We start from the raw sequence: 21,684 nt of genomic DNA, 5'->3' as shown, positions 1-21,684 counted from the left end.
GACCCCACGGTGCCGCGGGGCATGTTCGGTGTGCGCGGCTCCGGCGACACGTCCGGGTACGGCCGCCTCGCCCCACCGATAGCCCGGTCCGACACCGCGTCCCGGCCGTACGGCGAGCCGTTCGACACCGTGATGGACGCCCTCGATGACGCGCTGGGACCCACGGCGACCGACGCCGTCGAACGGGTGGTGATCCACCGCGGCGAACTCACCGTCCACGTCGCCCGGGACCGTCTGCCGGCGGTGCTGTCGGCGCTGCGGGACACCGAGTCCCTGCGCTTCGAGCTCTGCCTCGGAGTCAGCGGCGTGCACGTTCCCGCCGACACGAGCCGCGAGCTGCACGCGGTGTACCACCTGTCCTCCCTCACGCACGGACGGCGGATCCGCGTGGAGGTCTCGGTCCCGGATTCCGATCCGCACGTGCCGTCGTCTTGCGGTATCTACCCGACCAACGACTGGCACGAGCGCGAGACGTACGACTTCTTCGGGATCCTGTTCGACGGTCATCCGTCGCTGACCCGCATCGAGATGCCCGACGACTGGGAGGGGCATCCCCAGCGCAAGGACTATCCGTTGGGCGGCATCCCCGTTCAGTTCCACGGCGCCACCATTCCACCCCCCGACCAGCGGAGGTCCTACTCCTGATGACACCGCACCAGCAGGTCACCGACGCGCCCGTCGAACCCCGGGTCTACACCGCGGGCGGGCAGGACTGGGACGAGATCGCGGACCTTGCGAGTGCCGCCGGGGACGAACGCATCATCGTCAACATGGGCCCGCAGCACCCCTCCACGCACGGCGTGCTCCGCCTGATCCTCGAGATCGAGGGCGAGACGGTGACCGAGGCCCGGTGCGGAATCGGCTACCTGCACACCGGTATCGAGAAGAACCTCGAGTTCCGCACCTGGACGCAGGCGGTCACCTTCGTCACGCGCATGGACTATCTGTCCCCGTTCTTCAACGAGACGGCCTACTGCCTCGGGGTCGAGAAATTGCTCGGCATCACCGACGACATCCCCGAGCGGGCGTCGGTGATCCGCGTTCTGTTGATGGAGCTGAACAGGATCTCCTCGCACCTCGTCGCCCTCGCCACGGGCGGTATGGAACTCGGCGCGGTCACGGCCATGCTCTTCGGATTCCGCGAGCGCGAGCTGATCCTCGACATCTTCGAGACGATCACCGGTCTGCGCATGAACCACGCGTACATTCGCCCCGGCGGTGTCGCGATGGACCTGCCGAGCGACGCCGTCCCGAAGATCCGAGAACTGCTCCAGCTGTTGCCGGTTCGGCTCCGCGACATGAGCGCCATGCTCGACGACAACCCCATCTGGAAGGGCCGCACCCGCGGGATCGGCTTCCTCGACCTCACCGGATGCGTGGCGCTGGGGGTCACCGGGCCGTGCCTGCGCGCGACGGGTCTGCCGCACGACCTGCGTCGGGCGGAACCCTACTGCGGCTACGAGAACTACGAGTTCGACGTGATCACCGAGACCGAGTCCGACTGCTACGCCCGCTATCTCATCCGCGTCGACGAGATGGCGGAGTCGCTGAAGATCGTCGAGCAGTGTCTGGACGCGCTGCACCCGGGGCCGGTGACGATCGCCGATCGCAAGACGGCCTGGCCGGCGAACCTGGTGTCCGAGGCGGACGGGCTGGGTCAGTCCCGCGATCACGTCCGCACCATCATGGCCGGCTCCATGGAATCGCTGATCCACCACTTCAAGCTGGTGACGGAGGGCATCCGCGTCCCGGCCGGCCAGGTGTACTCCGCGGTGGAGTCACCGCGGGGCGAGCTGGGGGTACATCTGGTGTCCGACGGCGGAACCCGGCCCTACCGAGTGCATTTCCGCGATCCGTCGTTCACCAACCTGCAGGCGGTCGCGGCCATGTGCGAAGGCGGCATGGTCTCCGACGTGATCGCCGCGGTGGCGAGCATCGATCCCGTCATGGGCGGGGTGGACCGATGAGCGCGCGCGAACCGGTGCTGGTGCCGTTCGGCCCGGCCCCCGAGGAGCGGGTCCAGCTGGTGCAGCCCGGTGCTCGTCGGACGTACCCGGCCGTGGTCCGGGAGCGGCTCGAACGAGACGCGGCGACCGTCGTCGCCCGCTACCCGCGGCCCCGCTCGGCCATCATCCCGCTCCTGCATCTTCTCCAGGCGGAGGACGGCTACCTCACCCCCGCCGCCGTCGACTTCGTCTCGCACACCCTCGATCTCACCGGAGCCGAGGTGGCCGCCGTCGCCACGTTCTACTCGATGTACCGACGCGAGCCCACGGGCGACTACCTCGTGGGCGTGTGCACCAACACCCTGTGTGCGGTGATGGGCGGCGACGCGATCCACGCCGCGCTCACCGAGCATCTGGCCGACGATCCGGGGTCGGTCACCCTCGAACACATCGAGTGCAACGCGGCCTGCGACTACGCGCCGGTGGTCATGGTCAACTGGGAGTTCTTCGACAACCAGACGCCGGAGTCGGCGCGCACCCTGGTCGACGACCTGCGGTCCGGACACCCGGTCACTCCCACCCGCGGCACCACACTGTGCACGTTTCGCGAGACCTCGCGCATCCTGGCCGGATTCCCGGACCCCCGGCCGGGTGCCAACGACGCCGCCACGGCGGGCGACGCGACGCTGGCCGGTCTGCGCGCCGCACGCGAAACCGGCTCCACGGCAACCGATCCGAGCTCGGCCGAGGAGACGACGACCGGGGTCCCCGACGTCCCGACCGACTCCACTCCCGACGAGCCGGCGCCCGCGCCGTCCGCCGACGTTCCCGGGAAGGAACCGCGATGACGCTCACTCCGGTGCTCAGCCGGTACTGGGACCACCCCCGGTCCTGGACGCTCGAGACCTACCGCGACCACGGCGGCTACGACGGGCTGGCCGCGGCTCTCGCACGGACGCCCGACGAGGTGATCGGGCTCGTGAAGGACGCCGGACTACGGGGTCGCGGCGGGGCGGGGTTCCCCACCGGCGTCAAGTGGAGCTTCATCCCGCAGGACGGACCGACGCCGGCGGACCAGTCGGTGCCCCACTACCTGGTGGTGAACGCCGACGAGTCCGAGCCCGGGACCTGCAAGGACATGCCGCTGCTCATGGCGACGCCGCACGCACTGGTCGAGGGCATGATCATCGCGGCGTACGCCATCCGGTCCGCGCGCGCGTTCGTGTACCTGCGCGGCGAGGTGGTGCCGGTCCTGCGTCGCCTGCAGACCGCCGTGGCGGAGGCGTACGACGCCGGGTACCTGGGCACCGACGTCCTCGGATCCGGGTTCGATCTCGAGCTCGTGGTCCATGCGGGCGCGGGCGCCTACATCTGCGGTGAGGAGACCGCGCTGCTCGACTCGCTCGAGGGTCGACGCGGCCAGCCGAGGTTGCGCCCACCGTTTCCCGCGGTCGCCGGCCTGTACGCCGGACCGACGGTGGTCAACAACGTCGAGTCCATCGCGAGCGTGCCGTCGATCCTGGCGAACGGCGTGGACTGGTTCCGCTCGATGGGCAGCGAGAAGTCGCCCGGGTTCACCCTCTACTCCCTCTCGGGACACGTCGAACGGCCCGGCCAGTACGAGGCGCCGCTCGGTATCACCCTGCGCGAGTTGCTGACTCACGCCGGGGGAGTGCGCGCCGGCCACGAGTTGAAGTTCTGGACGCCCGGCGGGTCGTCGACGCCGATCTTCACCGCGGAGCACCTCGACGTCCCGCTCGACTACGAAGGGGTCGCCGCGGCCGGGTCGATGCTGGGCACCAAGGCACTGCAGATCTTCGACGAGACCACCTGCGTCGTGCGCGCGGTCCGTCGGTGGAGCGAGTTCTACGCCCACGAATCGTGCGGCAAGTGCACTCCGTGTCGGGAGGGCACCTACTGGCTGGTGCAGATCCTCGCCCGGATGGAGGAGGGCACGGCGTCCGAGGACGACCTGCAGAAGCTGCTGGACGTAGCCGACAGCATCCTCGGAAAGTCGTTCTGCGCGTTGGGCGACGGCGCGTCCAGCCCCATCGTGTCGTCGGTGAGGTTCTTCCGGGAGGAGTACCTCGAGCACGTGCGCGGCGGTGGGTGCCCGTTCGACCCCCACGCCTCGACTCTGATGGCCGGAGCGCTCGCATGACGGCCGCGCCGGAGACCCGGACGGTGGACCTGACCATCGACGGGATCCCGATCAGTGTCCCCGCGGGCACCCTCGTCATCCGCGCCGCCGAGATGCTGGGCATCACCGTGCCGCGGTTCTGCGACCACCCGCTGCTCGACCCGGTCGGGGCGTGCCGACAGTGCCTCGTGGACGTCGAAGGACAGCGAAAGCCGTTGGCCTCCTGCACCACCACGGTCAGCGACGGCATGGTCGTCCGGACCCAGCACAGCTCCGAGGTCGCCGAGAAGGCACAGCGCGGCGTGATGGAACTCCTGCTCATCAACCACCCGCTGGACTGCCCGGTCTGCGACAAGGGCGGCGAGTGCCCCCTGCAGAACCAGGCGATGTCGACCGGCCGCACGGAGTCCCGCTTCACCGAGACCAAGCGGACGTACCCCAAGCCGATCCCGCTCTCCACCGAGGTCCTGCTCGACCGCGAGCGGTGCGTGCTCTGCGCGCGCTGCACGCGGTTCTCCGAGCAGGTGGCGGGCGATCCGTTCATCGATCTACTCGAACGCGGTGCGCTGCAACAGGTCGGCATCTACGGCGCGGAGCCGTTCCGATCCTACTTCTCGGGCAACACCGTGCAGATCTGCCCAGTCGGGGCGCTCACCAACACCGCGTACCGGTTCCGGGCGCGGCCGTTCGATCTGGTGTCCACGCCCAGTGCGTGCGAGCACTGCGCCGGAGGCTGCGCGCAGCGCACGGACCACCGTCGCGGGGTGGTCCTGCGTCGCCTCGCGGGCGACGATCCCGAGGTCAACGAGGAGTGGAACTGCGACAAGGGCCGGTGGGCGTTCGCCTACCTCACCGAGCCCGACCGTCTCACCACCCCGCTGATACGCGGGCCGGAGGGTGAGCTCGTCCCCGCGTCGTGGCCCGAGGCCCTGGCCGTCGCCGCACGCGGCCTGACCGCGGCCCGCGGCAACGCGGGCGTGCTGGTGGGCGGACGCTCCACCGTCGAGGACGCCTACGCGTACGCGAAGTTCGCGCGGGTCGCGTTGGATACCAACGACGTCGACTTTCGAATGCGCGCGGTCTCGGAGGAGGAATCGGACTTCCTCGCCGCCCGCGTCGCGGGGCGCGGGCTCGGAGTCACCTACGCCGACCTCGCCGCCGCGCCGATCGTCCTCCTCCTCGCACTCGAACCCGAGGAGGAGAGCCCGATGATCTTCCTCCGCCTGCGGAAAGCGGTGCGCACCGGCCGAACTCGCGTCGTCGCCGTGGCGTCGCACCGGTCCGACGGGGCGCGCAAACTGTCCGCCGACGTCGTGCAGGCCGTGCCCGGGTCCGAGGCCGACGCCCTGCGGTCGCTTCCCGACGACGTCCGGGCGCTGCTGGCGACACCGGGTGCGGTGATCCTGATCGGCGAGCGCGCCGCCGGCCGTCCCGGCCTGCTGACCGCGGCCGCCGAGACGGCCGACGCCACCGGGGCGTCGTCGGCCTGGGTCCCCCGTCGGGCCGGCGATCGCGGCGCACTCGATGCGGGCGCGCTGCCCACCCTGCTGCCCGGTGGTCGACGGGTCGACGACGACGACGCGCGTCGAGCGGTGGCCGAGGCGTGGGGAGTGGCGGACCTGCCGTCGGCTCCCGGCCGGGACGTCGCCGCGATGGCGGACGTGTCGTACGCCGCCCTGGTCGTGGGCGGGGTGGACGCCGTCGACGCACCCGATCCCGACGCCCTCCGCGGTGCGGTGGATCGAGCGAACTTCGTGGTGGCGCTGAACATTCGCCGCTCGGAGCTGACCGATCGGGCCGACGTCGTCATCCCCGTCGCGGCGGTGACCGGGAAGGCCGGCACCTACGTGGACTGGGAAGGACGACGGCGTACCTTCCCCGCGGCGCTGCCCACGGCGTCGCTGCTTCCCGACGGCCGCGTGCTCGATGCGCTGGCGGACGCGATGGGCCACGCGCTGGGGACGAGCGATCCGGTGACGACTCTCGCCGAGCTCGACCGCCTGGGGTCGGACCCCGGCGACCGACCGATGGTCGCCCCCGTGGTGTCCCCGCGTCCGACCGTCGCGGCCGGCAGCGCCGTGCTCGACGGGTGGCGGGTGCTGCTCGACGGCGGCAGCCTGCAGGACGGGGAGGACGCCCTCGCCGGCACCGCGCGCACCCCGGTCGTGCGGCTGTCGGAGGCCACGGCCGCCGAGGTGGGCGTCGCCGACGGCGATCCGGTGACGTTGTCCACCGACCACGGTGCGGTGACGTTCCCCCTGGAGATCGCGGACCTGCCGGACCGCGTGGTGTGGGCGCCGTTGCATGCCCCCGGTGCGGCGCTGTCGGAGCATCTCGGCGTCGGACCGGGTGCGACGGTTCGGGTGGCGGGAGGCGCCCGATGACCCCCGAGGCTCCCGATCTGTCGCTGTTCGGAACGGACCCGATCTGGCTGATCGTCGCGAAGGCGCTGGCGGTCTTCGTGTTCCTCGTGCTGACCCCGCTGCTGTGTATCCTCGCCGAGCGCAAGGTCATGGCGTGGATGCAGATGCGGGTGGGGCCCAACCGCACCGGGCCGTTCGGGCTGCTGCAGTCCCTGGCCGACGGCATCAAACTGGCGCTGAAGGAAGGCCTGGTGCCCGCCGGCGTCGATCGCCCGATCTACCTGCTGGCGCCGGTGATCTCGGTGGTCCCGGCCTTCATGGCGTTCGCCGTCATCCCCTTCGGTCCGACCGTGTCGGTGTTCGGCCATGTCACGCCGCTGCAGTTGACCGACATGCCGGTCGCGGTGCTCTACGTGCTCGCGGTGACGTCGATCGGGGTCTACGGCATCGTGCTCGCCGGGTGGTCGTCGGGGTCGACCTACCCGCTGCTCGGGGCCCTGCGCTCGACCGCGCAGGTGATCTCCTACGAGGTCGCGATGGGTCTGAGCTTCGCGGCGGTGTTCCTGCTTGCCGGCACCATGTCCACGTCCGGCATCGTCTCCGCTCAGGAGCGCCTGTGGTTCGTGGTGATGCTGCTGCCGTCGTTCCTCATCTACGTGGTGTCGATGGTCGGCGAGACCAACCGCGCCCCGTTCGACCTGCCGGAGGCGGAGGGCGAACTGGTGGGCGGCTTCCACACCGAGTACTCCTCCTTGCGCTTCGCGATGTTCATGCTCGCCGAGTACGTCAACATGGTCACCGTCTCCGCCCTGGCCACCACCCTCTTCCTCGGCGGGTGGCGCGCGCCGTTCCCCGTCAGCTGGTGGGAGGGGGCGAACCAGGGCTGGTGGCCGGTGCTGTGGTTCACGATCAAGGTCTGGATGTTCCTGTTCGTCTTCATCTGGCTGCGCAGCACCCTTCCGCGCCTGCGTTACGACCAGTTCATGGCCTTCGGCTGGAAGGTCCTCATCCCGGCCGCCCTGCTCTGGGTGATGGTGGTCGCCGCGGTGCGGGTCCTGCTCGTGGACTCGCCGCACGTGCGACCGGCCACCGTCGTGGTGTCCCTCGTCTTCACCCTCGCCCTGGCTCTGGTGCTCCGCGCCCGAGTGCGCCGGGCGCGGCTGCCCCGGACGGTGGCCGGCACCGTCGCCGTCGAGGACACACACCTCGCCGACGGGGGTTTCCCGGTGCCGCCCTTGCCCTCTCGCACGGCCCGACCCACGGCGTCCCGAACCACCGCAACCCGATCCGAGGAGCGAGCAGATGCCCCCTGACGGACCCGGCCCGCTCGCGGGATTCGGCGTGACCTTCTCGACGATGTTCAAGAAGGCGCACACCGAGTCGTACCCGGAGGAGAAGCGCCCCACCGCCACCCGCTATCACGGGCGGCATCAGCTGAACCGCTACGCGGACGGACTCGAGAAGTGCATCGGGTGCGAACTCTGCGCCTGGGCGTGTCCGGCCGACGCGATCCACGTCGAGGGCGCGGACAACACCGAGGCGCAACGCTTCTCGCCCGGTGAGAGGTACGGGCGGGTGTACCAGATCAACTACCTCCGGTGCATCGGCTGCGGCCTCTGCATCGAGGCCTGCCCCACCCGCGCGTTGACGATGACCAACGACTACGAGATGGCGGACGACAACCGCGAGGACCTGATCTACGGCAAGGACAAGCTGCTCGCCCCGCTCGCCGACGGCATGGAGGCACCGCCGCACCCGATGGCCGACGGTGCCACCGACGACGACTACTACCGCGGGACCGTGCGGTGACCGGCGAGGCGGTGGTCTTCTGGATTCTGGCTCCCCTCACCGTGATCGCCGCGCTCGGAGTGGTCGCGTCCGCGAAGGCGGTGTACTCGGCGCTGTTCCTGGCCTCGACCATGGTGATGCTCGCGGTGTTCTACATCGTTCAGGGCGCAGTCTTCCTCGGCGTGGTGCAGATCGTCGTCTACACCGGCGCGGTGATGATGCTGTTCCTCTTCGTGCTCATGCTCGTGGGCGTCGACACCTCGGACACGTTGACCGAGAATCTGCGCGGGCACCGCGCCGCGGCGGTGGTGATCGGGCTCGGGTTCGGGTTCTTGCTCATCGGCGGCCTGGGCAACGCGTCGTTGACCGGGTTCACCGGGTTCACCGGGGACGCCGTGGCGGGCGCCGGCACGGTGGAGGCCCTGGCCGAGCTGATCTTCGTGCGCTACGTCTGGGCGTTCCAGCTCACCGGCGCCCTGTTGATCACCGCCACCATCGGGGCGATGGTGCTGACGCACCGGGACCAGGTGGGCGCCGCGAAGACGCAGAAGCAGTTGTCGCAGGAGCGATTCCGGCGCGGTGACCGCGTGACGCCCCTGCCGAGCCCCGGCGTCTACGCCCGGCACAACGGGGTGGATCGGCCCGCGCGGCTGCCCGACGGCGCTCCGGCTCCCACGTCGGTGGGGCGCCAGTTCCGCACGTCCCCCGAGACGCCGGCGGAGAAGACCGACGGGGGGTTGCCGTGAACCCCGACCACTATCTGTACCTCGCCGCGGCGCTCTTCACCATCGGTGCGTCCGGAGTATTGTTGCGGCGCAACGCCATCGTGGTGTTCATGTGCGTCGAGCTCATGCTCAACGCGGCCAACCTGGCCTTCGTCACGGTGGCCCGCACCCGGAGCGAGGTCGACGGTCAGGTCTTCGCCTTCTTCACCATGGTGGTCGCGGCCGCCGAGGTAGTGGTGGGCCTGGCAATCATCATGGCTATTTTCCGATCCCGTCGATCCGTCTCGGTCGACGACGACAGTCTGCTGAAGTTCTGACGTGGGCACCACGCTCGCTCTGCTCCCCGGCCTGCCGCTGCTCGGCGCCGCGGCGCTGCTGCTCGGCGGTCGCCGCACCGACCGGTGGGGACACGTCCTCGCCACCGCGCTGGTGTTCGCGTCCTTCGGCGTCGCGGTGGCCGCGTTCGTCTCGATGCTGGACCGACCGGTCGACGAACGCCGCGTCGGCTCCGTCCTGTTCTCCTGGGTCCCCGCACCGGAGCTGTCGGTCGACTTCGGTCTGGCCCTCGACCCACTGTCGATCTGCTTCGTCCTGCTCATCACCGGCGTCGGCGGCCTCGTGCACGTCTACTCCATGGCCTACATGCGCGACGACCCGCACCGGCGCCGGTTCTTCGCGTACCTCAATCTGTTCGTCGCGGCCATGCTCGTCCTGGTCATGGCCGACAACTTCCTCGGCCTCTACCTCGGGTGGGAAGGGGTCGGGCTCGCGTCGTACCTGCTCATCGGGTTCTGGTCACACAAGCCGTCGGCGGCGACGGCGGCGCGGAAGGCCTTCGTCGTCAACCGGGTCGGCGACATCGGCCTGGCCGTCGCCCTCATGATCATGGTGGCCGAGGTCGGGTCGGTGTCCTACGACGCGGTGTTCGCCGCTGCCGGCATCGAACTCGGGCAGGGCACCACGACGGCGCTCGGGTTGCTTCTGCTCCTCGCCGCGTGCGGCAAGTCGGCCCAGGTTCCACTGCAGTCCTGGCTCGGTGACGCGATGGAGGGCCCCACCCCGGTGTCCGCCCTGATCCACGCGGCCACGATGGTGACGGCCGGGGTTTACCTGATCGTCCGGTCCGGCGCGATCTTCGAGGCCGCGCCCGCGGCGCAGACGGCCGTGGTGGCCGTCGGCGCGGTGACGCTGCTGGTCGGCGCGATCATCGGCTGCGCGAAGGACGACATCAAGAAGGCGCTCGCGGCGTCGACGATGAGCCAGATCGGCTACATGGTCCTCGCCGCCGGCCTCGGCCCCGCCGGGTACGCCGTCGCGATCATGCACCTGCTGACGCACGGCTTCTTCAAAGCAGGACTGTTCCTCGGCGCCGGTTCGGTGATGCACGCGATGAACGACGAGACCGACATGCGACGGTACGGCGGGCTCGCACGCGTACTTCCCGTCACCGCGGTCACGTTCGGTCTGGCCTACCTCGCCATCATCGGCGTGCCCCCGTTCGCCGGGTTCTGGTCGAAGGACGGCATCATCGAGGCGGCGTTGGACGAGGGCGGGGTGCGCGGCGTCCTGCTCGGCGGCGCCACCATCCTCGGCGCCGGCATCACGGCGTTCTACATGACGCGGGTCATGATCCTCACCTTCGGTGGCCGCCCCCGCTGGGACGCCGCCGAGGTACATCCGCACGAGGCGCCGGTGTCGATGACCGCGCCGATGGTGATCCTCGCGATCGGATCGGTCGGCGCGGGAGCCGTTCTGGCCGTGGGAGATCGGCTTTCGGGCTGGCTGGCCCCGGTGGTCGGCGAGCACGAGCCCGCGCATCTCGTTCCCGTGTGGGTGGTGACGCCCGTCGTGCTCGCCACCGTGGCGGTCGGCGTCGGTCTTGCCGTCCGGCAGTACGCCCGACGCGAGGTGCCGCTGGTGGCCCCGGCCGGAAGCCGCCTCACCCGCGCGGCACGACGGGATCTCTACGGCGACGACCTCAACGAGGCGATCGCCATGCGCCCCGGTCAGCGCCTCACGGCCGGAATCGTCCGTCTCGACGAGGTCGGCGTGGACGGGGCGGTCGGTGCGGTGGCGACCACAGTGCGCTCCGCCTCGGACCGACTTCGACTGCTGCAGAACGGGTTCGTCCGCACCTACGCCCTGTCGATGTTCGGCGGCGCCGTCCTGGTCCTCGCCGTCACGCTCGCACTCGGATCGGGGTCCTGACATGCTGACCGCTCTCTGGGTCCTGCCCCTGCTCGGCGCCGTGGCCGCCCTGATCGCCCCGCGCGGGTCCGCCTCCGCGGCCAGGGTGGTCGCGCTGCTGGCCTCCCTCGCCGCGTTCGCCCTGTCCGTGGTGGTCGCCGTGCGCTTCGTACCCGGCGCCATGGGTTACCAGTTCGTCGAATCCGCAACGTGGATCCCGCGATTCGGCGCCGGGTACGTCCTCGGTGTCGACGGTGTCGCGCTCACCCTGGTGCTGCTGACCACGGTTCTGGTGCCGCTGCTGCTGCTCGCCGGGTGGCGAGACGTCGAAGGCCGCGGCGCGGCGTCACGCCGCCCGCACACCTACGTGGCGCTGATCCTCGTGGTCGAGTCGATGGTGCTGGTCTCCCTGCTCTCCCTCGACATCCTGCTGTTCTACGTGTTCTTCGAAGCCATGCTGGTGCCGATGTACTTCCTCATCGGCGGCTTCGGTCCGCGCGTCGGTGCTGCACGCGCAGCGGCGGTGAAGTTCCTGCTCTACAACCTCGCCGGTGGTCTGGTGATGCTCGCGGCCGTCATCGGCCTGTACGCCGTCACCGCCGCCGAGGCATCACCGTTCTCGGCCGGGACGTTCGACGTGCGGGCGATCGCCGACGCGGCCGCCACCGGCGACCTCGGCGCGAGCCCCGCCGTGATCAACGCGATCTTCCTCGGCTTCCTGGTCGCCTTCGCGGTCAAGGCGCCGCTCTGGCCCCTGCACACCTGGTTGCCGGGCGCGGCCGTCGAATCCACCCCGGCCACTGCGGTTCTCATGATGGCGATCGTCGACAAGGTGGGGACGTTCGGCATGCTGCGGTACTGCCTGCAGCTCTTCCCCGACGCGTCGGCCACGTTCGCACCGTGGATCGTCGGGCTCGCGGTGATCGGCATCGTCTACGGGGCGATCCTCGCGATCGGCTCGACGGACATGATGCGCCTCATCGCCTACACGTCGATCTCGCACTTCGGGTTCATCGTGCTCGGCATCTTCGCCCTCACCGCGCAGGCCCAGGCCGGGTCGACGCTGTACATGCTCAACCACGGCATCGCCACGGCCGCACTGTTCCTCGTGGCCGGCTTCCTGGTCGCTCGTCGGGGCACCGCCGAGATCGCCGACTACGGCGGGGTCGGCCGCACCGCGCCCGTGCTGGCCGGCACGTTCCTGATCGCCGGCCTGGCCACCCTGTCCCTGCCGGGACTCGCCCCGTTCGTCAGCGAATTCCTGGTCCTGGTGGGCACGTACGCCCGGTACGAGGTCGCGGCGGTGGTCGCCGCCGTCGCGCTGGTCCTGTCCGCGGTGTACATCCTCTGGCTATACCAACGGGTCATGACGGGACCGACCACCGAGGCCGACCGCCGCATCCGCGATCTGGTCCCGCGTGAACTCGTCGTCGTCGCACCGCTTCTCGTGCTCGTGGTGGGACTCGGCGTCTACCCGAAGCCGATGCTCGACGTCATCACCCCCGCCGTGGACCGGACCTCGGTCCAACCGGTGGAGCAAGGAGTGGCAGCACCGTGACCGTTCCGACTCCGTCCGTCGAGTACGCCCTCCTGTCCCCCATGATCATCGTGCTCGCCGCCGCGGTGATCGCGGTGCTCGTCGAGGCCTTCGTCCCCGCCGAGGCGCGGCGCCGGACCCAACTCGTCCTCTCCCTCGGCGCGCTCGCCGCGGCGCTCGCAGCCGTCGTCGCGCTGGCCGGCGCCGAGGACCTCGTCGTCGCGGGAGCGCTCGCCGTGGACGGCGTCACGCTGGCGCTGCAGGGCAGCATCCTGGTCGTCACCGCCGGCGCCGTCGCGCTGGTCGCGCACCGAACCCTCGACCACCCGGAAGCCGAGCGGGTGGACGCGTTCACACCGCAGGCGTCCGTCGTCCCCGGCAGCCTCGCCGAGGCGCGCGCGGTGACCGCCCGGCTCACCCGTACCGAGGTCTATCCGCTCACCCTCTTCGCCGCCGGCGGCATGATGGTGCTGCCCGCCTCCGCCGATCTGCTGACGATGTTCGTGGCCCTCGAGGTGCTCTCGCTGCCTCTCTACCTGCTCTGCGGACTGGCGCGGCGACGACGGCTGCTCTCCCAGGAGGCGTCGCTCAAGTACTTCCTGCTCGGGGCGTTCTCGTCGGCGTTCTTCCTCTTCGGGGTGGCCCTGCTCTACGGGTACGCGGGGACGGTCGATCTCGCGGGCATCGCCGAGGCGAGTGCGACCGGATCCGCCACCGACCCACTGCTCGGGGTCATGGGCGTCGGGCTCGTGGCCGTCGGGCTGCTGTTCAAAGTCGGTGCGGTGCCGTTCCATTCGTGGGTTCCCGACGTGTACCAGGGCGCGCCGATTCCCGTCACCGCGTTCATGGCGGCGGCCACCAAGGTGGCGGCGTTCGGCGCCCTCGTCCGCGTCCTCGTCGTCGCCGCGCCCGCCCTCGAGGATCAGATCCGGCCGATGCTGTGGGCGGTGGCGATCGCGACGATGGTGGTGGGCGCCGTCGTCGCCGTCACCCAGACCGACGTGGTGCGCATGCTGGCGTACTCGTCCGTCGCACACGCAGGGTTCCTGCTGACCGGCGTCGTCGCAGGGAACGCGGGCATCGCCGCGACGCTGTTCTACCTGGCGGCGTACTCCGTCAGCACGCTCGGCGCGTTCGCGGTGGTGTGCGCCGTGCGCGACGACGGCGGCCCGGCCACCACCCTCTCCCGCTGGGCGGGCCTCGGCAGCCGGTCCCCGCTCCTGGCCGGTGCGTTCGCCCTGTTCCTGCTGGCCTTCGCCGGCATCCCGCTCACGAGCGGCTTCACCAGCAAGTTCGCGGTGTTCGAGGCCGCGCTCTCGGAGGGCGGCGCCGCGCTCGTGGTGGTCGGCGTCCTCTCCAGCGCCGTCGCCGCGTCGTTCTACGTGCGCGTGATCGTGGTGCTCTTCTTCACCCCGGCGGAGGGGTCCCCGCCCACCGTCGACGCCGGGCCGGGGGTCACCGTGGTCGTGGGTGTGGCCGCCGTCGTCACCATCGTTCTCGGCATCGTCCCGCAGCCCCTGTTGGACCTGATGGATCACGCGGCGGCGCTGCTCGCGACGTGACAGGCTGCCGGCCATGACCGTTCGATCACCGCACCGCGACCGGTACGACGCGACCGCGTTGCGCACCGCGTTCGCCGCCCGGCTCTCCGCGCTGTACGGCCGGGAGGTACCTGCGTACACGACGCTGGTCGACGTGGCCCGCGAGGTCAACGCCGACGTCCTGGCAACGCACGGCGAGGACGCGGAGCGGCTCGGGTCGATCGAGCGGGTGACGGCCGAGCGGCACGGCGCGATCCGGGTGGGCACGCCGGCCGAACTCGCCGCCGTGGCCACCGTCTTCGGCGCTCTCGGCATGTACCCGGTGGGGTTCTACTACCTGCGCGAGACCGCCGCGGCGGTGCCGGTGGTCTCCACTGCGTTCCGGCCGGTGGATCGAGACGAGCTGGCCCGCAACCCGTTCCGGGTGTTCACCTCGATGCTCGTCGTCGACGATCGGCGGTTCTTCACCCCCGACCTCGCCGCGCGGTTGAGCGAATTCCTCTCCCGCCGAACGCTGTTCCCTCCCTCGCTGCTCACGCTCGCCGACCGCGCGAGCAGGGAGGGCGGACTGGACGGGGACGACGCCGAGGCGTTCCTGACCGCCGCCACCGCCGCGTTCGCCCTGTCCCCCGAGCCGGTCGATCGGAACTGGTACGCCGAACTCTCCCGCGTCTCCTCGGTGGCCGCCGACATCGGCGGTGTCACCAGCACCCACATCAACCACCTGACGCCGCGCGTGCTCGACATCGACGGGCTCTACACGCGGATGCAGGCCCGCGGCATCGAAATGATCGACACCGTGCAGGGTCCCCCGCGCTGGGGCGGGCCGGACCTGCTGCTCCGCCAGACGTCCTTCCGCGCCCTGGCCGAACCACGACGCTTCCGCGAGCCGGACGGCCGCATCACCGACGACACGCTGCGGGTGCGCTTCGGCGAGGTGGAGGCACGAGGACTGGCCGCGACGCCGCGCGGACGGGAACTTTACGACCGCCTGCTCGTCCAACCCGGTGACGCAGCGGCGAACTGGCGGGCTGCCGCTCCCGCCACCGAGCGCGGGATGCTCGACGCCGACCTCGCCTACTTCACCGTCGCACCCACCGACGAGCGCCCGGACGGTCCACCACCGTCCACCGTGGCCGAGCTGCTCGACGGCGGGTGGGCCACCGCCACGCCCGTCGTGTACGAAGATTTCCTCCCGGCCTCCGCCGCCGGCATCTTCCGCTCCAACCTCACCGGCAGCAGCCGTCGTGACGACGACTCCGACGGTGCTGCAGTCGATCTCGCGTGGCTCGAGGGGGCCGTCGACCGCCCGATTCACGACCCCTACGCGCTGTACGGCGCCGGGCGCGCCGCCTCGCTCGACGCCGTCGTCGCGCACTGGACGCTTCCGACCAGGCCGACATGGTAAGCGCGAGTTCTGCCACAGGATCGACCGCGAACTCGCGGATCCGCGAAATCCGCCGTGATCGTGTGGGGAAACTCGCGCACCGAGGCCTAGCCGAGCGCAGCCACCACCCGTTCGGCCAGCGGAGCGGTCGACGCGGGGTTCTGGCCGGTGTAGACGGTGCGGTCCACCACGACGTGCGGCGACCACGCCTCGCCGGAGGAGAACGACGCGCCGCCCTCCCGCAGGCGGGTCTCGAGCAGCCACGGTGCCTTGTCGGCGAGCCCGGCCTGCTCCTCCTCGGTGTTGGTGAAGCCGGTGAGCTCGTAGCCGGCGAAAGGCCACGAGCCGTCGTCACGTGTCGCGGCGAGCAGCGCGGCGGGCGCGTGGCAGACGGCCGAGACCACCTTGCCGCTGTCGAGGAACTCGGTGACCAACGACCCGAACTCCGGGGAGACGGCCAGGTCCTCCATCGGGCCGTGCCCACCGGGCACGAACACCACGTCGAACGACGACGCCGTCTGCTCCTCGAGCTTCGCCGGTGCGGCGAGCACGTCCTCGATGTCGGCGAGGTACTGCTTCAACTCCGCGACCTTGGTCTCGTCACCGCCGTTGGCGTCGACGGCGAGCGAGCCCTGGTCGACCGTCGGGCGCACCCCGCCCGGAGTGGCCACGACGACGTCCCAGCCGGCGCCGACGAAGGTGCGGTGCGAGGCGACCAGTTCCTCCGCCCAGTAACCGGTGGGGTGCGTCGATCCGTCCTTCAAGGTCCAGTGGTCGGCGCCGGTCACCACGAACAGCAACGTCGTCATGAGAGAAGTCCTCGATCCGTCGAGAATGGAGAAGCAGGGTCCGCACATCACATACCCGGAATCGGCCGAGGGGAACCGCGGGAGGGTCGGCGGACGTTGATCGGGGAAGAACGGCAGATCCCGATCCCCCCGAGAGGTGCACCATGAGCGGCAACGGACAGTTCGGATTCGACCCGGAGGACTTCGAGCGCGTCGCCCGCGAGGCGAGCGAGGGCCTGCGTGATCTCTTCGGGCAGGCGATGCGGAACGCCGACACCGGCGGGAACCCGCTGGGCAACCTCGTCGGCATGTTCACCGCCGCCCCGACACGGACGCCGACCCCGGCCCCCGCACCGGCCACGACGGGCGAGAAGGGCGACGGCGTGTGGGTGATCTACACGATCGACGACGACGGGTCGGCCGGCATCGACCAGGTCTTCGCCACCGAGCTCGACGCGCTGCGGGCGCACCGGGACAACGTCGACCCGCGTCGCAAGGTCCGCTTCCTTCCCTACGGTGTGTCGGTGGGCGTGCTCGCGGCGGGGATCGAGCCGACCTCGGACTGAATCGACCGCGCCGGTCGGCCCATCAGCCACACCGAGAGCTGCACCAGGGGGCCGATCGCGAGCGCGTAGAGCACCGTGCCCACGCCGACGGTGCCGCCCAGGAGCCACCCCACCGCGAGCACCGACACCTCGATGCCGGTGCGGATGACTCGCACGGACCACCCGGTGCGCCCGACGATGCCCGTCATGAGACCGTCGCGCGGCCCGGGGCCCATGCCCGCCGAGATGTACATCGCGGTGGCGGCGGCGTTGATCACCACACCGCCGATGAGGAGAGCCGAGCGGACCGGGAGCGAGGCGTCGTCGGGCAGCCAGGCGGACGCCAGGTCGACGGACACGGCGATGACCAGGATGTTCGCGACGGTGCCGACGCCGGGCCGCTGCCGCAGCGGGATCCAGAGCAGAAGAACGACGGCCCCCACGCAGGCGGTGATCGTCCCGAAGCTCGCGCCGGTCCGGTGTGCGAGACCCTGGTGCAGGACGTCCCACGGGTTCAGCCCGAGCCCGCCGGCGATCATCATCGCCATCGAGAATCCGTACAGGAACAGACCGACGATCAGCAATGTCAGGCGAGTCGGCAACGACCCCGTCGAGATGTGCATACCGCTCAGTGTCAGCGTCCTCGACGGTCCCGTGTGCAGGCCACCCGGCGAGAGTGGACCGGTGCTGCGCAGTCGTGAATACTGTGCGGGACCACAACGGCTGAGCTGGGAACAATTCACCCGTCACCAGTGACGGGCGGGTACCGGGGGTTCCTTCTCGATCGAAGGACTCCCGATGTCTGCGCCGGAGGTGCCGAAGGTGCCGCGACCACCCCTACCGCGATCGATTCTCGATCCGGCGTCGGTGGCGGTCGTCGTCTTCCTGGTCGCCCTCCTCGGGATCCATACCCGCCCTCCCGGACTCCTGGCGTCGATCTGGTTCGCCAACGCCGTCGCGCTCGCCCTCGTCGTCCGCTGGCCGCGCCACCTCCGGGCGTCGTCGGTGTTCGCTCTTTTCGTCGGGTGCGTGGCCGCGGATCTGGTGAGCGGGACCGAGCCCTACGCGGCCGCCGTGCTCAACACCGCCAACGCCGTCGGCGTCGTCGCGGGAGCGCTGACCATTCGCTGGCGCCGCCCCGAGCCGCTCCTGCTGACCGGTTCTCCCGCGTTCGCCCGCCTCTCGGTCGGGATCGTCGTGGCCTCGGTCGTGTCGGCCACCGTCGCGACCTGCCTGTCGGGACTGCTGGTCGACGTGACGCCCGCCGTGTCTCCCACGGCGTGGTTCTCGTCGGAGTTCGTCAGCTATCTCCTTCTGACGACGATCCTGCTGTCCATCCGGGCGGGCGGTCCGTGGCGCCCGCCCACCCCGCGATACTTCGACTCGGTCCGGTGGACCGTGACCGTTCCCGTCCTGGTCGCCGTCACGCTGATGATCGCCGGGATGGTCGCCGACGGGCCGCTGCTGGTCGCCCTCCCCCTGCCGGCGCTGCTGTGGTGCGCCACCAGAATTCCGTTTTCCGGGACGGCCCTCCTCACCGCGTGCTGGGCCGGATGGAACCTGTTGATCGCGGGACGGGTCGGTGTGCTCGGCGCCGGGGAGGCCACGCAGAGTCCCGTCGCCACCCTCTCCGTCGCCTTGGTCGCGCTCGGCCCCCTGCTCGTCGCGGCGGTGACGTTCGACCGGATGGCGGTGCAGAACAAGCTGCACCAGGCCCTCGAGTACGACAGCCTCACCGGCACCCTGTCGCGTGCCGCCTTCCTCCGACGCAGCCAGCGTCGCCTGAACACCCTCGTCGACGCCTCGCAGCCGGTGGCGTTGCTCATGCTCGATCTCGACGACTTCAAGACGATCAACGACACCATGGGACACGCGGCGGGCGACGTCGCCCTGGTCCGCTCGGCCGGCTGCATTCTCTCCGCCCTGCCCCACGGCGCCGTCGCCGGACGCATCGGCGGCGAGGAGTTCGCGGTTCTGCTCCCGATGGCCGACCACGAGGACGCCACCGCCGTCGCCGACACGATTCGCCGCGACCACGAACGCCTTCACCTGCTCAGCACCCGCACCGCCACGGTGAGCATCGGTCTCGCCTGGGCGCCCGCGGCGCCGGCGTCGGTGTCACCGCTGCTCGACACCGCCGACCGCGCGCTCTACGAGGCCAAGCGCGGCGGCCGCAACACTGTCGTCGCGGTGACCCTGGCCTGACGTCCGCTACCCGGCCAGAGCCGCGAGTGCCTCCTCCAGACCGATCACGTCGGCGTACTTGGCGCGGAGGTCGAGCAGGTTCGCCTCGTGCATGCCGCCCGCCCGGTCACCGCACGCGTCGGCCACGACCCGCGGGCGAAAGCCGTGTTGCAGCGCGTCGGTCGCACTCGCCCGCACGCAGCCGCTGGTGGTCAGCCCGCAGAGGTAGAGCGTGTCGATGCCGTCCGCGGTCAGCGTGGCGGCCAGCGACGTACCGAAGAAGGCGCTGGCGTACTGCTTGGTCACCACCACCTCGCCGGGGAGCGGGGCGGGTTCCGCCGGGAAGTCCGCGAGCGCCGAGCCGTCCTCGAAGACGCTGAGCGACGGGATCTTCCGAGTGAACAGACCCCCGTCGACCCCGCCCTTGCCGTAGCTCACCCGCGTGAAGACGACGGGCACGTCGTGCGCCCGGGCCGCCTCCACCAGGCGGGCCGCCGCGGCCACCGCGTCGTCCACCGGCGCTCGCAGCGGCGACGAGTCCACCAGGTAGGCCTGGACGACGTCGATCACCAGCACTGCGGCGCGTCGACCCGGGCCGAGCTCACCACCGAAGCCCGACGCGCGGTAGGACTCCATCGGTTCGCTCACGCGCGCAGCGCTTTCCGCACGTTCACCGGCGGGCGCGGGGCGGGCAGGCCCGTTTCCTCCTCGCAGCGCGCGAGGATGTCGGCGATGTCGGGGCCCTTGTCGAACACCGTGGTCTCACCGCGCGCCTCGACCAGCTCGGCACGACGCGTCGTGGTCGCCTCGACGTCGACGGTGCCGGCCGCGTCGCACACGACGCCGTAACCCGACGCCGCACCGTCCGGGGTGATCAGGCCACGACGGACCTCGAGGGCGACGAGCTCCGGATCCCGTTCGGTGGGGTCGCCCCACCCGCCGCCGCCCCACGTCACGAAGTGCAGGACGTCGCCACGCGCCACCGGGACGTCGTGCACCTTGCTGGCGAGGATCTCGGTGGTGCCGTCGGCCCGTTCGATCCACTTGCGCCCGCGCGCACCGGGTTTGCCACCGTTGACGCCCCACGGATAGGTGAGCCAACGGTCGTCGTGGATGGCGATGGTGCCCGGTTCGTCGAAGCGGTAGGCGACGTCGACACCGTTGCCGCCGCGGTGCAGGCCCGCGCCGCCGGTGTCGGCGATGGTCTCCCACCGCTCGATCCGCAAGGGGTAGTACGACTCCAGATACTCGCACGGAATGTTGACGAACGACGGCCACAGCGAATGCCCGTCCGGACCGTCGCCCATCGGCCGGCCCGGGATGCCGCCGAATCCGATGGAGTACAGCTGGAACCACTCCCCGTCGCGCGGACCGCCGTCGTAGTGACCCGAGTACATGAAGTGCGGGGACGACGAGAAGCCGGCCGCGTTGAGGATGCTGGGATTGTTCTTGCCCAGCAGCCCGCCGAAGAGGTCGAAGACGCGTCCGATGCCGTGGTTGCGGCCGTTGAGCGCCGCCGGATACCGGGGTTTCCAGAACGAGTCCTCCGGAATGGTGACGTCGATCAACGGGTAGAAGCCGTCGTTCCACAGAATCTGCGGATCGGCCACGGTGATCACGTAGATGCCGAAGAACATCCGCACGAGGTTCTCGTTGATGAAGTAGTTGATCGGCCCGACGGCCTGCGGTGCGTTCTTGGAGAAGTCGAGGTGGATCTTCTCGCCGTGCCGGGTCAGCTCGATGGTGAGTTCGTAGGGCCCGTATCCACATCCGTCGTCGCAGATGAAGTCGGAGAACTCGATGGTCTCGCCGTCGACGAACAGCGTGGCCAGCAGCACCTTCATCGCCTGGTAGTTCCGCTCGAGCAGCGCGTCGAGGGCGGAGAGGTAGACGTCGACGCCGAAACGATCGCACAGCTCGACGATGCGCCGGGCGGCCGTGCTGCACGCCGCCACGAGCCCGTTGAGGTCCGCCCGGTTCCAGTCGGGCTTGCGCACCTGGTTGAGGATGATGTCGAGCGCGGTGTCGTTCATCTCGCCGCCGCTGTAGAGCTTGAACGGCGGAATGATCACGCCCTCTTCGTAGATGGTGTGCGCGTCGGTCGGCATGGACGACGGCGTCTTGCCGCCCACGTCGGACATGTGCCCGAACATCGAGGACCAGCCGACCACCCGGCCGCTGTGGAAGATCGGCATGACGATCAGCCAGTCGTTGGCGTGACTGATGGCTGCGCCGCACGCGTACGGGTCCGAGGTGAGGAGGATGTCACCCTCGCCGACGGTGCCGTCGAAGTTGTCCAGGAAGTCCGGGACGGACAATCCGAACTGACCGACGACCATCTTGCCGCTGGGGTCGGCGATGAGCGGGAACTCGTCGTGCTGCTCACGGATGCCGGGGGAGAGCGCGGTGCGGAAGAGCACCTCGTCCATCTCCGCCCGGGCGTTGCGGAGGGCGTTCTCGATGATGTCGAGGGTGATGGGATCGACGGGAACGGTGGTGAACGGTGTCTGCGAGGTCTCGACGATGGTGGCCATGGTGGATGCTCCTGATCGG

Annotated in this window: 19 protein-coding genes; 15 read left to right on the top strand and 4 right to left on the bottom strand. The window is 70.4% G+C overall.

The window, feature by feature from the left end:
- The first annotated feature begins 21 nt into the window (after nucleotides 1–21).
- The 13 genes from BMZ18_RS09475 to hglS are packed head-to-tail and all read left to right on the top strand — an operon-like array spanning nucleotide 22 to nucleotide 15,635.
- Entirely contained in the window at nucleotides 22–645 is a 624-nt protein-coding gene (locus tag BMZ18_RS09475) for an NADH-quinone oxidoreductase subunit C (protein ID WP_068364752.1), read from the top strand.
- A complete protein-coding gene (gene nuoD / locus BMZ18_RS09470) occupies nucleotides 645–1,967 on the top strand; it encodes an NADH dehydrogenase (quinone) subunit D (protein ID WP_068364690.1) in 1,323 nt (440 codons plus the stop codon). Before BMZ18_RS09475 ends, nuoD begins: the two co-directional genes overlap by 1 nt.
- Nucleotides 1,964–2,794 carry an NADH-quinone oxidoreductase subunit NuoE gene (gene nuoE / locus BMZ18_RS09465; RefSeq protein ID WP_068364694.1) on the top strand — a complete coding sequence of 277 codons (831 nt, stop codon included), beginning with the start codon at nucleotides 1,964–1,966 and terminating at the stop codon, nucleotides 2,792–2,794. The genes nuoD and nuoE overlap by 4 nt, the downstream gene beginning before the upstream one ends.
- Entirely contained in the window at nucleotides 2,791–4,107 is a 1,317-nt protein-coding gene (nuoF, locus tag BMZ18_RS09460; protein ID WP_068364698.1) for an NADH-quinone oxidoreductase subunit NuoF, read from the top strand. The genes nuoE and nuoF overlap by 4 nt, the downstream gene beginning before the upstream one ends.
- On the top strand, nucleotides 4,104–6,470 hold the full coding sequence (locus BMZ18_RS09455; protein WP_068364701.1) for an NADH-quinone oxidoreductase subunit G: 2,367 nt from the start codon (nucleotides 4,104–4,106) through the stop codon (nucleotides 6,468–6,470). The genes nuoF and BMZ18_RS09455 overlap by 4 nt, the downstream gene beginning before the upstream one ends.
- Nucleotides 6,467–7,762: an NADH-quinone oxidoreductase subunit NuoH gene (gene nuoH / locus BMZ18_RS09450; protein ID WP_068364703.1), complete on the top strand. Its 1,296-nt coding sequence runs from the start codon at nucleotides 6,467–6,469 to the stop codon at nucleotides 7,760–7,762. Before BMZ18_RS09455 ends, nuoH begins: the two co-directional genes overlap by 4 nt.
- A complete protein-coding gene (gene nuoI / locus BMZ18_RS09445; RefSeq protein ID WP_068104565.1) occupies nucleotides 7,752–8,258 on the top strand; it encodes an NADH-quinone oxidoreductase subunit NuoI in 507 nt (168 codons plus the stop codon). The genes nuoH and nuoI overlap by 11 nt, the downstream gene beginning before the upstream one ends.
- Complete coding sequence (locus BMZ18_RS09440; RefSeq protein ID WP_068364706.1) at nucleotides 8,255–8,983, top strand: NADH-quinone oxidoreductase subunit J; 729 nt, start codon at nucleotides 8,255–8,257, stop codon at nucleotides 8,981–8,983. Before nuoI ends, BMZ18_RS09440 begins: the two co-directional genes overlap by 4 nt.
- Entirely contained in the window at nucleotides 8,980–9,279 is a 300-nt protein-coding gene (gene nuoK, locus BMZ18_RS09435) for an NADH-quinone oxidoreductase subunit NuoK (RefSeq protein ID WP_068149108.1), read from the top strand. Before BMZ18_RS09440 ends, nuoK begins: the two co-directional genes overlap by 4 nt.
- A gap of 1 nt (nucleotide 9,280) precedes the next feature.
- Complete coding sequence (gene nuoL / locus BMZ18_RS09430) at nucleotides 9,281–11,170, top strand: NADH-quinone oxidoreductase subunit L (protein ID WP_068364709.1); 1,890 nt, start codon at nucleotides 9,281–9,283, stop codon at nucleotides 11,168–11,170.
- A gap of 1 nt (nucleotide 11,171) precedes the next feature.
- On the top strand, nucleotides 11,172–12,707 hold the full coding sequence (locus tag BMZ18_RS09425; RefSeq protein WP_068364712.1) for an NADH-quinone oxidoreductase subunit M: 1,536 nt from the start codon (nucleotides 11,172–11,174) through the stop codon (nucleotides 12,705–12,707).
- Nucleotides 12,708–12,748: 41 nt separating this feature from the next.
- Nucleotides 12,749–14,248, top strand: a complete 1,500-nt coding sequence (gene nuoN / locus BMZ18_RS09420) for an NADH-quinone oxidoreductase subunit NuoN (protein WP_244516474.1) — start codon at nucleotides 12,749–12,751, stop codon at nucleotides 14,246–14,248.
- A 13-nt stretch (nucleotides 14,249–14,261) separates the two neighbouring features.
- Nucleotides 14,262–15,635 carry a 2-oxoadipate dioxygenase/decarboxylase gene (gene hglS, locus BMZ18_RS09415; RefSeq protein WP_068364718.1) on the top strand — a complete coding sequence of 458 codons (1,374 nt, stop codon included), beginning with the start codon at nucleotides 14,262–14,264 and terminating at the stop codon, nucleotides 15,633–15,635.
- Nucleotides 15,636–15,721: 86 nt separating this feature from the next.
- On the opposite strand, the gene BMZ18_RS09410 is transcribed toward hglS, so the two are convergent.
- Nucleotides 15,722–16,423: a type 1 glutamine amidotransferase domain-containing protein gene (locus tag BMZ18_RS09410; protein ID WP_068364721.1), complete on the bottom strand. Its 702-nt coding sequence runs from the start codon at nucleotides 16,421–16,423 to the stop codon at nucleotides 15,722–15,724.
- A gap of 143 nt (nucleotides 16,424–16,566) precedes the next feature.
- Between BMZ18_RS09410 and BMZ18_RS09405 the strand changes: the two genes are divergently transcribed.
- Nucleotides 16,567–16,968, top strand: a complete 402-nt coding sequence (locus BMZ18_RS09405) for an Rv0313 family protein (protein ID WP_068364724.1) — start codon at nucleotides 16,567–16,569, stop codon at nucleotides 16,966–16,968.
- On the opposite strand, the gene yczE is transcribed toward BMZ18_RS09405, so the two are convergent.
- Nucleotides 16,914–17,579, bottom strand: coding sequence for a membrane protein YczE (gene yczE / locus BMZ18_RS09400; protein ID WP_371828497.1), 666 nt, complete (start codon nucleotides 17,577–17,579; stop codon nucleotides 16,914–16,916). The genes BMZ18_RS09405 and yczE overlap by 55 nt on opposite strands.
- Before the next feature lie 166 nt (nucleotides 17,580–17,745).
- On the opposite strand from yczE, the gene BMZ18_RS09395 reads away from it, so the two are divergent.
- A complete protein-coding gene (locus BMZ18_RS09395) occupies nucleotides 17,746–19,152 on the top strand; it encodes a GGDEF domain-containing protein (protein ID WP_068364730.1) in 1,407 nt (468 codons plus the stop codon).
- Nucleotides 19,153–19,158: 6 nt separating this feature from the next.
- Here the strand turns inward: BMZ18_RS09395 and BMZ18_RS09390 are convergent, their stop codons facing one another.
- Nucleotides 19,159–19,779: an isochorismatase family protein gene (locus tag BMZ18_RS09390; RefSeq protein WP_235606368.1), complete on the bottom strand. Its 621-nt coding sequence runs from the start codon at nucleotides 19,777–19,779 to the stop codon at nucleotides 19,159–19,161.
- Complete coding sequence (locus BMZ18_RS09385; RefSeq protein WP_068364733.1) at nucleotides 19,776–21,665, bottom strand: hydantoinase B/oxoprolinase family protein; 1,890 nt, start codon at nucleotides 21,663–21,665, stop codon at nucleotides 19,776–19,778. The genes BMZ18_RS09390 and BMZ18_RS09385 overlap by 4 nt, the downstream gene beginning before the upstream one ends.
- Nucleotides 21,666–21,684: the final 19 nt, after the last annotated feature.

The organism is Rhodococcoides kroppenstedtii (genome assembly GCF_900111805.1).
GTDB lineage: Bacteria > Actinomycetota > Actinomycetes > Mycobacteriales > Mycobacteriaceae > Rhodococcoides > Rhodococcoides kroppenstedtii.
Note: the sequence above shows the minus strand (reverse complement) of the source record. Positions and strands in the feature narration are given on the sequence as shown.

What these genes read in the sequence shown, in the direction of transcription:
- BMZ18_RS09475 (WP_068364752.1), top strand. Translation starts at nt 22, where the DNA reads ATGTTCGGTGTGCGCGGCTCCGGCGACACGTCCGGGTACGGCCGCCTC.
- nuoD (WP_068364690.1), top strand. Translation starts at nt 645, where the DNA reads ATGACACCGCACCAGCAGGTCACCGACGCGCCCGTCGAACCCCGGGTC.
- nuoE (WP_068364694.1), top strand. Translation starts at nt 1,964, where the DNA reads ATGAGCGCGCGCGAACCGGTGCTGGTGCCGTTCGGCCCGGCCCCCGAG.
- nuoF (WP_068364698.1), top strand. Translation starts at nt 2,791, where the DNA reads ATGACGCTCACTCCGGTGCTCAGCCGGTACTGGGACCACCCCCGGTCC.
- BMZ18_RS09455 (WP_068364701.1), top strand. Translation starts at nt 4,104, where the DNA reads ATGACGGCCGCGCCGGAGACCCGGACGGTGGACCTGACCATCGACGGG.
- nuoH (WP_068364703.1), top strand. Translation starts at nt 6,467, where the DNA reads ATGACCCCCGAGGCTCCCGATCTGTCGCTGTTCGGAACGGACCCGATC.
- nuoI (WP_068104565.1), top strand. Translation starts at nt 7,752, where the DNA reads ATGCCCCCTGACGGACCCGGCCCGCTCGCGGGATTCGGCGTGACCTTC.
- BMZ18_RS09425 (WP_068364712.1), top strand. Translation starts at nt 11,172, where the DNA reads ATGCTGACCGCTCTCTGGGTCCTGCCCCTGCTCGGCGCCGTGGCCGCC.
- nuoN (WP_244516474.1), top strand. Translation starts at nt 12,749, where the DNA reads ATGATCATCGTGCTCGCCGCCGCGGTGATCGCGGTGCTCGTCGAGGCC.
- hglS (WP_068364718.1), top strand. Translation starts at nt 14,262, where the DNA reads ATGACCGTTCGATCACCGCACCGCGACCGGTACGACGCGACCGCGTTG.
- BMZ18_RS09410 (WP_068364721.1), bottom strand. Translation starts at nt 16,423, where the DNA reads ATGACGACGTTGCTGTTCGTGGTGACCGGCGCCGACCACTGGACCTTG.
- BMZ18_RS09405 (WP_068364724.1), top strand. Translation starts at nt 16,567, where the DNA reads ATGAGCGGCAACGGACAGTTCGGATTCGACCCGGAGGACTTCGAGCGC.
- BMZ18_RS09395 (WP_068364730.1), top strand. Translation starts at nt 17,746, where the DNA reads ATGTCTGCGCCGGAGGTGCCGAAGGTGCCGCGACCACCCCTACCGCGA.
- BMZ18_RS09385 (WP_068364733.1), bottom strand. Translation starts at nt 21,665, where the DNA reads ATGGCCACCATCGTCGAGACCTCGCAGACACCGTTCACCACCGTTCCC.